This window comes from Arcobacter sp. F155 (assembly GCF_004116455.1).
In the GTDB taxonomy this organism is placed as follows: Bacteria; Campylobacterota; Campylobacteria; order Campylobacterales; family Arcobacteraceae; genus Halarcobacter.
Genome location: NZ_PDJU01000001.1, coordinates 457883 through 471660, shown reverse-complemented (window position 1 = coordinate 471660; position 13778 = coordinate 457883). Strand labels below are relative to the sequence as shown.

Genomic DNA, 13778 nt, shown 5'->3' with positions numbered 1-13778 from the left:
TATATTAATTAGTATTGAAAACTATAATTTTCAAACTTTTTATATACACAAAAGAAGCACTCTTATCTTCTTTTGTTCTTAGCAAAATCTATTATATATTCAGCTATTTCATCTAAATGAACAATATCTTTTACTGCTCCTGCTTGAATTGCTTTTGCAGGCATACCAAATACTACACAACTCTCTTCATTTTGAGCAACTGTATATGCTCCATTATCATGAAGTTCTTTCATAGCAATAGTCCCATCATCACCCATACCAGTCATCATAACTGCCATTGCAGCTCCACCAACTGTATTATTAACTGATCTAAACATCACATCAACACTTGGTTTGTGATGACTTACTTTCATTTCATCTAATAATCTGATTTGATAATTGCCACCAGCTGTTCTTTCAATAGTTAAATGCATATTACCAGGAGCTAAATAAGCATGTCCATTCTCTAAAGTCATTCCTGTTTCTGCTTGATGTACAGTTAAAGAAGAATTATCATTTAATCTATCAGCAAAAGATTTTGAAAAACCATAAGGTATATGTTGTGTAATAACTATAGGAGGCAGCTTACTTGTTAAACTTTTGAAGACCCTTAATAGTGATTCAACCCCACCTGTAGATGAACCAATTGCAATAATCTTTTTCCCCATTAATGGGGCTTGTCTTAATGGTATTACTAAATCTGGATGGTTTTTCTTATTTACTTCCATTGAAGCTTTAGTTTTTACTTGTTTCTTTGCTTTTGGCTTTTTTAAAGTGTATCTTTTTAGTAAGAAAGTAAGATTAAGAAGGTTTTCTTTTATTCTTTCTCCAAAAGATATCATTGACTCCCCTGCTTCAGGTTTAGGAATAAACCCTACTGCACCATCATCAAAAATATCATTACCCCTAACACTTTCTCCTGAAATAACTACAGCAGGCATAGGGTGGAGTCTCATAAGGTTTCTTAAGAATGTAACACCGTCCATTTTAGGCATATTAATATCAATAGTTACTAAATCTGGTTCGTACTCTTTGATCTTTTCTCTTGCATCGTAAGCATCAAAAGCTTCAGCAATAACTTCAAAATCTTCTATACTATTAACCATATCTTTAATAATTCTTCTCATTGAAGGAGAATCATCAATCACTAAGACTGTATACATTAAATATCACCCTACACTTTTATTAAAATAGTTCAATTTCCATTTCTGGTTCCGCTTTATTAGTGTCATCGTCAAATAAGTCAACTCCACCAACATACTCTTTGATAACTGGTGCTTTTGTAATTTCTGTTTGTAATGCTTTTTCTTCTTTAAGAATTTTATTATCAGTCTCACTTTTTTGAGTAACTTTAATAAATGTTTGAAAAGTATCTGCTAGTAGAATTAATCTACCATGTTCACCTCTTGTATGCTCACTAAGAAGTTTAAAACCTTCAGACTTACAAAAATCCTTAGCAAATTCAACATTTCTATGTCCAATAGAGACAGCAGATACATTTAATTGCATAATATCTGCACCACCAGAAATTTTTGCAGTCATATTTCTTTTGTCGCACCCAAGTTTATACATTTCATTTAGCATTGCCTCAACAGAATAAAGACCATACTTCATATCATCATTACTACTATTTGTAGTAGGAAGTAAAAAGTGATTCATACCTTTTACTTTTTTTACTTCATCATAGAACATGATTGCCACACAAGAACCTAAAAGCGTTTTAAATGCAATATTATCAATATCTTTTCCAACTGCAAACTCTCCACCAATTACAGTGTGAGTATTATAACCTTTAGTCTTTTGTGTAAATCTTGAGATAGATGCTTTTTCAATACTTCCATCTTTATGACCTATAACAATCAATTAAATTCCTTTGTTTTTATAAAAATATTTTGGCCTATTCTATCAACATAATCTATTAAATCATGAGGGTTTTCAGAATGCCCTAAATATAATGTTCCACCTATTTTTAAATGAGAAAACAGTCTTTTTAAAATCTTATTTTGATCTTCTGATGAGAAATAAATCAATACATTTCTACAAAAAATCACGTCAAAATACTCTTTTTGAAAAGGGTATGAGTTATCATTTAAATTATTAACTTGAAAAGTTACCATTTTTTGAAGCTCTGGTTTTACTTTTATTAGTATCTCTTCGCTAGTTAATGTTTTATTTACTCTTCTTTTAAAGAACTTTGGTGGTTTTATCCAGTCTGGAAACTCTCTTGATGACTTCGCATATCTATAAACACCATTTGCAGCATATTGGAGTACGTTTGTATCAATATCAGTTGCAATGATAGAAGCATTTATTCTGCTTCCTAATAACTCTTGTGTTTCTAGCACTGTCATTGCCATAGAATATGGCTCTTCTCCAGTTGAAGAAGCAGAACAATACATTTTAATCTCTTTTCCTGCATTTGCAAATGAAGGAAGTACTCTATCTCTTAAATCAGTAAAATGAAACTCTTCTCTAAAAAAATGAGTTTTATTTGTTGTAAAAGAGTTTATAAATTCCATAGTAAAAGAACCTTCTTCTATAGAATCTAACAGATGATCAATATCACCTGAATATTTTGTATCTCTTTTTAATTTATGTAGTCTATTTGCTATCATAATATCTTTATTCTCAGCAAGAGTAATTCCTGTAAGAGAATAAAGTATTTTTTTCACCCTTTGGTGTAAAACTCTATCACTAGCCATATTCTTATGACGCGAATTGAGCTGCTGTCAGATCTTTTTCTATTTTTATTTGTGCATTGATAATTCCAAGTACATCTAGAATTAAACCAATACTTCCATCACCTCTTACAGTTGCTGCACCAATTCCTTCTACACTTCTAAAGTTTTTATCTAAAGGTTTAACAACAACTTGATGTTGATTTAAGAACTCGTCAATAGATATAGCAACTTTTTGATTACCTGATTTAACAACAATTAACATACCATCTTCAAGGTTATCAAATGTTGGTTCAACACCAAATAATTGGTGTAATCTTACTACAGGAATAAACTCTTCTCTAAGCATTAATAAATCTTGTGAACCATCACCGATTTTTTTAATCATATCTGATGTTGGTTGAAGTGATTCAACAATTGAACTTAAAGGTAAAATATACTTTTGATCTCCAACAGCAATATCTAATCCATCTAGAATTGCAAGAGTAAGAGGTAACATAATAGTAATAGTTGTACCAGTCCCAGGAGTAGTATCTAACTTAATTGCTCCACCTAATTTATGAATATTTGTTTTAACAACATCCATTCCAACACCTCTACCAGAGATATCAGTAATTTTATCTGCTGTTGAAACACCTGCACCAAATACAAGCATTGCTTTTTCATTGTTATTCATATTGTTATATTGATTTTCATCAATTTGCCCTTGTTCAAGAGCTTTTAGAGCAACTTTTTCTCCGTCAATACCTTTACCATCATCATCAATAGTAATAATCATTTGACCGTTTGCTTGCTCAGCAGAAATAGCAATAGTTCCTACTTCTTCTTTTCCATTTGCAACTCTTACATCAGGAGTTTCTAAACCATGGTCTAATGAGTTTCTAATAATATGCATTAATGGATCTGTTAATCCTTCAATCATTGCTTTATCAATTTCAACACCATCACCATAATGTTTAAATTCAACTTTTTTACCAAGTTTTTTAGAAATATCTCTAACAACTTTTGGGAATTTAGAGTAGATTGCATCCATTGGTACCATTCTGATACTCATAATAGAGTCTTGCATCTCCCTAATATGTCTTTCTAGCAATTCTAATCTTTCTAAAACAGCATTTCTAGTTTTATCTGATTCAATTGTTGTAGAGAATTGAGTTAACATTGCATTTGTAATAACTAAATCTCCAACATTATTCATAAGTAAATCAATTTTTTCAAGATTTACTCTAATGTTATTTGATGCTGAAGATTTCTTACTTGTATCTCTCTCTTTTCTTGCAACTGGAGCTTTCTTAGCTGCAGCAGGTGATGCTGAAGGAGTAGGAGTTTCTACTTTTTTCTCTTCTGCTGTAGGAGCTGCTTTAGTTTCTACAGTTTTTGTTTCTTGTGCTTTAATCTCTTCTTTTTGATCTTCGTTATTCGCTTCAATTTTTGACTCAGATGTTATTTCATCCATATCATCAAAGAATCCAAAGTCATCATTGTCTTCATGTTCTATCACTGGTGTTGCAGTAGTTTCAGAAAGTCTATCTAGCTCTTCATCGAAAAATCCATAATTAGCATTATCTTTTCCAATTTCTTGATCATTAAAGAATCCATAAGTTTCATTAAACTTACTTTCTTGAATATTTTCATCATAAAAACCAATATTATCTGCTTCTGATGAACTAGTAGTTTCAACAGTTGGAGCTACAGCTGAAGGAGCTTCACTAACTGGTGCTTCCACTACAGGAGTAGCTTCTTCTGAACCAGGGTTTTCTCCACTTATATAAGCTCTAATAGTAACTAATAAATCAGATGTCATCTCTTCAAAAGTTTCTCTTGATAACTCTTCTGCAACTTCTAAATCTAGAAGCTCTCTCATTACATCTAAACCATCAATTAATGTTCCAGCCATCTCTGGTTTGAATTCAATTTCATGGTTTCTTAATTTATCCATCATGTTTTCAACATCATGAGTAAACTCAGCAAAAAGAGTTAATTCAACAGAGGCACCACTACCTTTTAATGTATGAACATCTCTAAAAAGTTGACCCATTTCGTCATCAGTAAGTGTACCGTTACTCTCTGCTTCAAGTAACACATTATCTGCAGATTCAAACAGCTCTTCAGCTTCCTCTACAAACATCTCTCTATATTTAGATATATCAAAACCAGACATGATAAAACCTTTTTATATTTATAATTATAGTTTTTAAACTATCTACTTAAAACTATGTTAACTGCTTTTAATAATTGTTCTGGAACAAATGGTTTTACAATCCAACCAGTTGCACCTGCAGCTTTACCTTTTGCTTTCATTTCGTCACTTCTTTCAGTAGTTAAAACTAAAATTGGTTTAGAAGCATATTGAGGTAATTTTCTTAATTCACCAATTAATGTTAAACCATCCATATTTGGCATGTTAACATCTGTAATTATTAAATCAAATGAGTTAGCTTTAGCTTTCTCAAGACCATCAACACCATCAATAGCCTCTACAACGTCAGTGTAACCACCCTCATTTAGTGCATAATTTAGCATATCCCTTAACATTGTAGAATCATCTACGATTAAAAGCTTAGCCATATAAACCCCTTATTTGTAATAAAAATATATTAATTTAATCAATATTAACTAAACATATATTAATTTAGTATTAAATTTTAAAACTGCGCAGAAGCCAGTTCTATTCTATCTTTTTTAACTTTTAGTACTTTAATTTCAACATCTTGATCAACTTTTAGTACATCTTCTACTTTATTAACTCTTTGCTTAGAGATCTTAGAAATATGTAAAAGCCCTTCCCCACCTTTTGGTAGTTCAACGAATGCACCAAAGTCAGCTATTCTAACTACTTTTCCTGTTAAAACTTCATCTACACTATATAGTTTTTCAAAGTCAATGTTCTTTTTTTGATGGTCTCTTCTTTCAGGAGCATTATTAGAAATAGTTTTGATATGTTCACAAGCATCTAAAACATTTTGTTTATTTTCACCACTTACTTTTACATTTCCTGTATCTCTATCTAAATCAATAGAAACAGAGAATTTTTCTATAATTTCTTTAATTGTAGCACCTGCTTTTCCAATTACAACCATGAATTTACTTGGATCAATTGCAAATTGCTCAATTAATGGTAATGCTTCACTAGGAACAATTTCACTAGCTGCTTCTTCCATTAGACCTAAGATGTGTTCTCTTCCTTCTTTTGCTTGAAGTAATGCTTCTTTTAAAACTGAAAGTTCAATTCCTCCAAGTTTAATATCCATTTGAAGTGCTGTAATACCTTCTTTAGTTCCTGCAACTTTAAAGTCCATATCTCCATCATGGTCTTCTAATCCCATAATATCAGTTAATACAGAATAGTCATCACCTTCAACAACCATACCCATTGCAACACCTGCAACTAAGTTAGAAACTGGAACACCTGCTGCTTTTAAAGCTAATGAACCACCACAAACAGTTGCCATAGATGAAGAACCATTTGATTCTAAAATTTCTGAAACTAATCTAACTGTTTCACTATAATCTTTATCAATAGTTGCTTCAAGTGCTTTTTTAGCTAAATTTCCATGACCTAATTCTCTTCTTCCTACACCGAACATTGGTTTTGCTTCACCTACAGAGAAACCAGGGAAGTTATAGTGAACCATAAAGTTTTCAGTAGAAGTAGACTTTTCAGTTAAGATTTCATACATTTGACCATCTTTAGCTCCAGCTAAAGTACCAACTACTAAAGCTTGTGTCTCACCTCTTGTAAATAAACAAGAAGAGTGAGTAGAAGGTAAAATATTTGTATCAATAGAAATAGGTCTTACATCTTTAAGCCCTCTTCCATCTGCTCTAACTTTATCATTAACAATCATTTGTCTTACAGCTTCTCTTTTTACAATTGAAACTGCCTCATAAATTGTGCTATATTCAATCTCTTTTTCAACACAATATTCATCTACTAAGATTAAGCTAGCAACTTCTTTTAGTTCTGTTGCTCTTTCACTTTTTGCTAGTTTTTGAATTGCACTTTTAATATTTTCTAAATAGTTATCTCTTACATAGTTAATAATTGATTCATCAATTGTAAACTCAACTAGTTTTACATCTTTTGTCTCTTTACAAACAGACTCAAAACCTTTTTCATAAGTTTCATTTGATTCTTTTAATGCTTCTTGTGCAACTGATATTGCTTCAACAAGTTCAACTTCAGTCATTTCATTTGTTTGATGTACTTTTGTAAAAGCTTCAATATCAACTTCTACCATTTCTTCAGAAGCAATAGATTTCATCTCAATCATTAATAGCTCTTCTTTAGAACCAGCTACATATAAATCAAGTGTTGATTCATCCATATCACTGATTTTTGGATTAACAATATACTCTCCATTGATTTTAGCAACTCTTACACCAGCAACAGATTTTTTAATAGGTAGGTTTGAAGTATATAATGCTGCACTTGCTGCATTTAAAGCTAAAACTTGTAAGTCAACATCTTTGTCTGCACTTAAAACTATAACTGTAATAGTTGTAGGATAAACATAACCTTTAGGGAAAAGAGGTCTTAAACTTCTATCAATAACTCTTGAAGTTAATGTTTCAAATTCACTTGGCTTTGCTTCTCTTTTAATAAATCCACCAGGTAGTTTTGCTGCTGCATAAGTTTTTTCTACATATTGAACTGTTAAAGGAGTAAAATCTTCTTCAACAGGGTTATCAAACTCACTTACTACAGTTGCTAATACAACTGCGTTTCCTAATTTTGCTAAAACAGATCCATTTGATTGTTTAGCTACTTTATTAAATTCGAAAACCTCTTGTTTTTCATTTAATTCAAATTCACATACTGTTGACATAAGTTTTATCCTTTATTCATTATTTTTAATAAGTCTTCATATTGTAATTCATCAAGTTCATCATAATAGAAACCAATATCTATAAAATGGTCAAGACTCTCTACATAATATAAATCATCTGCAATTGATTCTATAGTATTTATACTCACTTTTGGTAAGATTGGTGTTGCTACAGAAACTGATTTTGCACCTAGATTAATTGCTGTTTTAATACAAGCCATCATAGTTAAGCTTGTATTTAATCCTTCATCTACAAGTAGAATGTTTTTATTTGTAAAATCTCCAAGTTTTTTTCCTCTTCTATGTTTACAAACCATTTTTGATAAGTCATTTTCATAAATATATCTAGATTTTGAAAAAACAAAATCTAAGCTAATATCAAACGCTTTTACTAGTTCCTCATGAATTACAACCTCTTCTGTTTCAGTAACAATTGCAACTTCACAATCTTCATTGTTAGGAGATAGTATTTTTCTTGAAAAAAGTACATCGCAGTTTCCCTCTAACTCTTTTGCAATAATCTGAGCTACAGGATAACCTCCATACGAAGTTGCAATAACAATCCACTCTTCAAGCTTCATCTTATTTACAGGTAAAACATCGATAAGTCTATATGCTGCTACATCTCTATTTTTAAAAAAGATTCTATCAGGAGTCATACTATTTATCTCTTTCTAATTCAAACGCTTGTTTAACTGCACCTAATGGCTTTAAAACTAACTGTAAATAGAAAATATCTTGTGTAATAGGTTCTAAGTCCAGAGTTGAAGCAGGCTCTGTTTCTCTTTCAAAACTAATACTAAAATCCCAACATCTATCATTGATATCAAAGTGTATAGCTTCTTTACTTCTATAGTCTCTTTCTAAATCATATGTTGTAGTATAACCTATTTTATAATCATGAGAGATTCTATAGCTTGTAGCTACATTATAAGACTCTAGCTCTTCTTTCCCTGAGTTAGGTGTATCTTTAGACATATAATATCCAAGTCTTAGATAATAATCTTCATATGATAATGAGAAGTTTGTAGAGTTTTCAATAAACTGATCATCCTGATGATTATAAACTACTTTATTAGATATTGCACCTAAACCATAGTTATAAGTGATTTGATTCTCTAAATTATGTAATTTAGCTTCATCTTGGTCATTATATACAATTGATTGTCTAATTCTATGATTTATTATTTGTTTTAAATCTTCTTTATCATAAATAGATTGATTTAATCCAAATATTATATTATCTGAACTTTCAGTAACAGGAAATGAACTTAACTGAGAGTTAGTATTTGAAATAGAGTAAAGATCACCCTCTTCTTTCATTGTATTAAAATGATTATACTCAGCACTTAAATTCATAGTATGAATATAGTTTTCATAGGGTTTAATTAAATCACTATTTAACATAACACTACTTACACTTTCAACAAAAGTACCGTCTTCAAGATTTAATCCTGTATCCTTATCACTATATTCAAACTTATTTGCTGTTACTTGATGTTTAAGCGTAAGTGTTAAATAATCATCTAATAAAGAGAATGAATAAGATAAAGGAATACTAAACTCATATTGATTAGCATTTAAACCATCTCTTCTATAGTGGTTAGTATATTTTAAATCTGTAGAATACATTAATCTATCTATTAAAGGTCTACTATAAGAGTGAGCTTGAAGTTTTGGTAGTTCTTGAAGAGTTTCATTATTTGATTCTTTTTGTGTATCAATATAATATCTTGAATATGCACCTAAAAAATAGTCAGGAGTGTCATACACATAGTTAATTTTAGACTCTACCTTTTTTTCAATAGACTCTTGATATCTACTATCTTCTAAAGAGTTAAACTCTACATCATTTAAATATCTTATAGAAGCATATAATCCATCTTTTGAATCAAAAGTATCTGCAAATAGATTTACTCTTTCATAATCTAAATTAAATCCATAATGTTCATCATCTCTTAAGTTGTTTTCTTCAACATAAGACTCTTTTTCTTTGAAGTAACCTGTTCCAATTCTAAGCATAGAATCTGGAGAATCTGCATATCTAAAATAAAAATATGAACCATATCCTCTACTAGTTCTAATTTGAGGAATAACCTCAATATCATAGTTTGGAGCAGGAGCAAAATAGATAGGTTGATTATAGAAAAAACCTTCTGTACTAGAATATCCTAATAAAGGAATTAAAAGTCCCGTTCTTCTTCTTGTATCTGTTGAGAAGCCTAAATATGGTGTATAAATAACTGGAAAATCTTTTACATATAAAGTTGTGTTATATGTATTAATCCACATATCTTTTGTGTCATAATCCATACTAGTAGATCTAATACTCCAATCTGGATCATCACAATCACAACTTGAAAGAATTGATTTTCCTAACTCAATTAGATCATTTTTCTTATCTGCATCTTTTGAGTTAATCCAGATTTGGCTCTTCTCTTCATAAAAAATATTTGGATTTTGATATAAATCATCATTATTTAGATCTAAAAATGCATAATCACTTTTTGTTTGAACATTATTATTTTTAACAATAATTACATCATCAAATAACTCTAATGTATTTTTATCTTTATCATGAATAATTTTTTGCGCAGTAATATAGTATTTAGGAGAGAATACAACAACATCTCCCTTTGCAACTAAAATATTGTTTTTTGTATTTAAGTTATTTGCAATAACTTGAAACTTTTCATTTTCTGCATGTAATGATACAACTAAAATAGCTGTTGCTATAACCTTCTTAAGCATTAACTACCAATGTCCTTCCTACTTTATCATGTAATGTTTGTCTACTTTCTGTAAAGAAAGCAAAAATAAATCCAAAATAGAAAAACATCTCACTAAAAAGTCTAAAAACTGATCTTGTTGCAGAAGTAAGTAAAGATACTCTTCCAAAGTTATTAAAATCAATAACTCTCACTTTAGCTATTATTTTTCCTACAGTTGCACCATAGTACCAAATAAAAAATGTTTGATAAATGAATTTTAAAAGTAGTACTTGCCAAATAAAGGCATTCATTACAGCAAGAACAGACACTAAGTCTGTTCCATTAACAACTATTTTATCCCAAAACATTACTATAATAATGAATGTTACTAAAAAATCATCAATAACATAAGCTAAAGCTCTTTTTCTATTTGATGCTAATTCTAAGTTATCTGTATTCATACTTTTTATTTTAATGCCTGATAAGCAATATCTGTTCTGATTTTTTTACCTGCAAAATGAACTTGACCACAAAGACCATATGCTCTATCTCTTGCTTGCCTAATAGATTTACCAAAACCAACACAAAGAAGAACTCTTCCGCCTGTTGCCATTAGTTTACCATCTTGCATTTCAACACCAGCATATGAGATATGCGTATGCTCTTTTAAATCTTCATCAACAATTTCATCAACAATAATCTCTGCAGGTTCACTTGAACCATATGGATAGTTACCACTTGCCATAACAACTGCAACACCATATTCATCTTTAATTTTAATATCTAACTTATCAAGTTGTTTTGTAGCACCTTTATAAAACAGTTCTGAAACAGGAGTTTCTAATAAAGGCATTAAAATTTCACACTCTGGGTCACCAAATCTAACGTTATATTCTAAAATAATTGGCTCACCATTTACTACCATTACTCCAATAAATAGTACACCTTCAAAAGGAGCACCTTCTTGTTTCATTCCTTCTAAAGTTGGTTTAATTACTCTTTCTTCTACTTTTTTATAAATATCATCATTTACTAAAGGAGTTGGAGCGTAAGCACCCATACCACCAGTATTTGGTCCAGTATCACCATCCCCTACTCTTTTATGGTCTTGTGCTGCTGGTAAAACTTTATAGTTTTCACCATCACAAATAGCAAAAATAGATAACTCATATCCATCTAAATACTCTTCAACAACAATAGAAGTTCCTGCATCTCCAAAAGATGAACCACTTAACATATCAGATGCTGCTTGTTTTGCTTCATCTTTTGACTGAGCAATAATTACACCTTTACCTGCACATAAACCATCTGCTTTTACAACAATTGGTTCACTCATTGTATCAATGAAATCGTGAGCTTCTTTTTCACTTGTAGTTTCTATAAACGCTGCTGTTGGTATGTTATATTTCTTTAAAATGTTTTTCATATAAACTTTTGAACCCTCTAGCTGAGCTGCAGCTTTGCTTGGTCCAAACACAGTTAATCCATGCTCTTTAAATATATCAACAACACCATCTACTAGTGGAGCTTCTGGTCCAACAATTGTTAAATCAATTGCATTTTCTTTTGCCCAAATAGCTAACTCATTATAATCTTTAATATTGATATTCTCTGCAATTTGCGAAGTTGCCCCATTTCCTGGGTTAAAATATAATTTATGATTCTCTTCTTCTTTAGAAATAGCAAGTCCTATTGAGTATTCTCTTCCACCACTACCAAGTATTAAAATGTTCACTTTGATTTCCCCTAAAAATTATTAAAATATCCAAGTAGTCGTTAACCATCAAATGGCCCACAAAAGCCAACGATAGCAGATAAGAGTACCATTTCAGGAGCCTAAACGCAATGAAAAGCTGCACACCATGTTATCCACATTATCCACAAAAAAATAGTATCGGACCCTCAACAATGGAAATCCCGCGCTACTTAGATATATATTATTTTATCTAATTGTATATGAATTAAACATTAAAGTCTGTTATAGTGGGCTTCTTTTATAATTATTTTCTTGAATTGAATTTACAGCATTATCAATCTTATTAAATATTTTTATATTTTTAAATATATTATTTCTATCTAAATTAATAACTCTTTTTTTATCAGAAATTTTTAATAGTAAAATTACTTCAATATCTCTATTTTTTAACCTTCTAACAATCTCTTCTAGCATAAATATTGCCGATAAATCCAAAACACTAACCTCTAAGCAGTCCAAAACAAGGGTTTTTGTTCTAGCTCTTACTTTATCTATTCTTCTATCAAGAATAGAAGCTGTTCCAAAAAACAATGAACCTTTTATCTTAATAATCTTTGTTGATTTATCTTCAATATCAATATCAAAGTCTGATTCTCTTTTAGGATAGATAGTTTTGATTTTAGTATTTTTGGATACTTTATAAACTGCAATAATTGAAGCAAAAGTTATCCCTACTCCTACAGCCATAATTAAATCTACAAAAACTGTTAATAAAACTACTGTAACCATCACAAGAAGGTCTTGCTTTGAAACTTTATTTATAAGTCTTATAAACTTATAATCTAAGATATCAAAACCTACTTTTATTAAAATTCCAGACAATACAGCAAGGGGAATACTTGAAGCAAAAGGTGCTAGAACTAAAACAATCAAAAGTAAAGTAATAGAGTGAACTATTCCTGAGACTCTTGTTGTTCCTCCACTTTTTATATTTATTACTGTTCTCATTGTAGCCCCAGCTCCTGGGATTGCTCCAAAGAAAGAACAAATAGAGTTCCCAATTCCTTGGGCAATAAGCTCTTTATTTGGCTTATGTTTAGTTTTTGTCATAGAATCAGCAACAAGTGAAGTAAGTAATGAATCAATTGAACCTAAAAGTGCTAAAGTTATAGCTAAAGTTATAATAGTACTAAGTTTTAAGATATCAAAACTAAAAGGAAATACAAGCTCTGGTAAACCCATTGGTATTTCTCCAATTGTAGAGATTGAAAAGTTCATTGATACTGAAAGTAAAGTTACAAAAACTAAAGCAATTAAAGCAGGAGGAATTAGCTTTGCAATTTTTTTAGGAGTTAAAAACATTATTACTAGGGTTATTGAAGCAATTATAAAAGAATGAAAATCTATATTTTTTATAGTACTTGGAATATTAACTACTGTTTCTATAACCGAACCATATGAATCAACTCCTACAAACGAGTTTATTTGTAAGATAATAATTATAATTCCAATTCCTGACATAAAACCAGAAATAACGGGATAAGGAATATACTTAATCCATTTTCCTATTTTAACAATACCAAAAGAGATTTGAATTAATCCAGATAGAAAGATTACAGTAAAAACAGCTTGTAAATCATTTTGAAAAGTTGCTATAGCAGAAGCTGTAATAACTGTCATAGGTCCAGTTGGACCAGAAATTTGGGTAGAAGTTCCACCAAAAAGCGAAGCAAAAAATCCTAAGATAATTGCTCCATAAAGACCTGCGATTGCACCTGCACCACTTGCAACACCAAAGGCTAAAGCCAATGGTAATGCAACAATAGCAGCAGTTACACCTCCAAAAATATCATTCTTAAAAGTGTTTATATTCAAGAAGAACTCC

The 13778-nt window shown here is 30.4% G+C and carries 11 protein-coding genes; all 11 read right to left on the bottom strand.

The features are described 5' to 3' along the window. Positions 1–62: 62 nt before the first annotated feature. The 11 genes from cheB to CRV03_RS02310 all read right to left on the bottom strand — a co-directional run bounded on the left by cheB (position 63) and on the right by CRV03_RS02310 (position 13768). Positions 63–1142 (bottom strand): chemotaxis-specific protein-glutamate methyltransferase CheB, encoded by a 1080-nt coding sequence (cheB, locus tag CRV03_RS02360; RefSeq protein ID WP_129083533.1) that lies wholly within the window; start codon positions 1140–1142, stop codon positions 63–65. A gap of 22 nt (positions 1143–1164) precedes the next feature. After that, positions 1165–1842 (bottom strand): chemotaxis protein CheD, encoded by a 678-nt coding sequence (locus tag CRV03_RS02355; protein ID WP_129083532.1) that lies wholly within the window; start codon positions 1840–1842, stop codon positions 1165–1167. Next, positions 1839–2681 (bottom strand): protein-glutamate O-methyltransferase CheR, encoded by an 843-nt coding sequence (locus CRV03_RS02350; RefSeq protein ID WP_129083531.1) that lies wholly within the window; start codon positions 2679–2681, stop codon positions 1839–1841. The genes CRV03_RS02355 and CRV03_RS02350 overlap by 4 nt, the downstream gene beginning before the upstream one ends. A gap of 4 nt (positions 2682–2685) precedes the next feature. After that, complete coding sequence (locus tag CRV03_RS02345; RefSeq protein WP_129083530.1) at positions 2686–4818, bottom strand: chemotaxis protein CheA; 2133 nt, start codon at positions 4816–4818, stop codon at positions 2686–2688. Between the two features lie 38 nt (positions 4819–4856). Continuing rightward, the gene (locus CRV03_RS02340; RefSeq protein ID WP_129083529.1) at positions 4857–5225 is read right to left on the bottom strand and encodes a response regulator; all 369 of its coding nucleotides are present in this window, start codon (positions 5223–5225) and stop codon (positions 4857–4859) included. Positions 5226–5302: 77 nt separating this feature from the next. Further along, complete coding sequence (locus tag CRV03_RS02335) at positions 5303–7486, bottom strand: polyribonucleotide nucleotidyltransferase (RefSeq protein ID WP_129083528.1); 2184 nt, start codon at positions 7484–7486, stop codon at positions 5303–5305. 5 nt (positions 7487–7491) lie between these two features. After that, entirely contained in the window at positions 7492–8145 is a 654-nt protein-coding gene (locus CRV03_RS02330) for a phosphoribosyltransferase (protein WP_129083527.1), read from the bottom strand. 1 nt (position 8146) lies between these two features. Continuing rightward, positions 8147–10237, bottom strand: coding sequence for an LPS-assembly protein LptD (locus CRV03_RS02325; RefSeq protein ID WP_129083526.1), 2091 nt, complete (start codon positions 10235–10237; stop codon positions 8147–8149). Next, positions 10230–10658, bottom strand: a complete 429-nt coding sequence (locus CRV03_RS02320) for an RDD family protein (RefSeq protein ID WP_129083525.1) — start codon at positions 10656–10658, stop codon at positions 10230–10232. The genes CRV03_RS02325 and CRV03_RS02320 overlap by 8 nt, the downstream gene beginning before the upstream one ends. Positions 10659–10663: 5 nt before the next feature. Further along, positions 10664–11932 carry a phosphoribosylamine--glycine ligase gene (purD, locus tag CRV03_RS02315; protein WP_129083524.1) on the bottom strand — a complete coding sequence of 423 codons (1269 nt, stop codon included), beginning with the start codon at positions 11930–11932 and terminating at the stop codon, positions 10664–10666. A 243-nt stretch (positions 11933–12175) separates the two neighbouring features. Continuing rightward, entirely contained in the window at positions 12176–13768 is a 1593-nt protein-coding gene (locus CRV03_RS02310) for a SulP family inorganic anion transporter (RefSeq protein ID WP_258238980.1), read from the bottom strand. Positions 13769–13778: the final 10 nt, after the last annotated feature.

Bases quoted from the DNA above. Each gene is read 5' to 3' on its own strand.
- CRV03_RS02335 (WP_129083528.1), bottom strand. From the start codon at position 7,486: ATGTCAACAGTATGTGAATTTGAATTAAATGAAAAACAAGAGGTTTTC.
- CRV03_RS02345 (WP_129083530.1), bottom strand. From the start codon at position 4,818: ATGTCTGGTTTTGATATATCTAAATATAGAGAGATGTTTGTAGAGGAA.
- CRV03_RS02325 (WP_129083526.1), bottom strand. From the start codon at position 10,237: ATGCTTAAGAAGGTTATAGCAACAGCTATTTTAGTTGTATCATTACAT.
- cheB (WP_129083533.1), bottom strand. From the start codon at position 1,142: ATGTATACAGTCTTAGTGATTGATGATTCTCCTTCAATGAGAAGAATT.
- CRV03_RS02340 (WP_129083529.1), bottom strand. From the start codon at position 5,225: ATGGCTAAGCTTTTAATCGTAGATGATTCTACAATGTTAAGGGATATG.
- CRV03_RS02350 (WP_129083531.1), bottom strand. From the start codon at position 2,681: ATGGCTAGTGATAGAGTTTTACACCAAAGGGTGAAAAAAATACTTTAT.
- CRV03_RS02330 (WP_129083527.1), bottom strand. From the start codon at position 8,145: ATGACTCCTGATAGAATCTTTTTTAAAAATAGAGATGTAGCAGCATAT.
- CRV03_RS02320 (WP_129083525.1), bottom strand. From the start codon at position 10,658: ATGAATACAGATAACTTAGAATTAGCATCAAATAGAAAAAGAGCTTTA.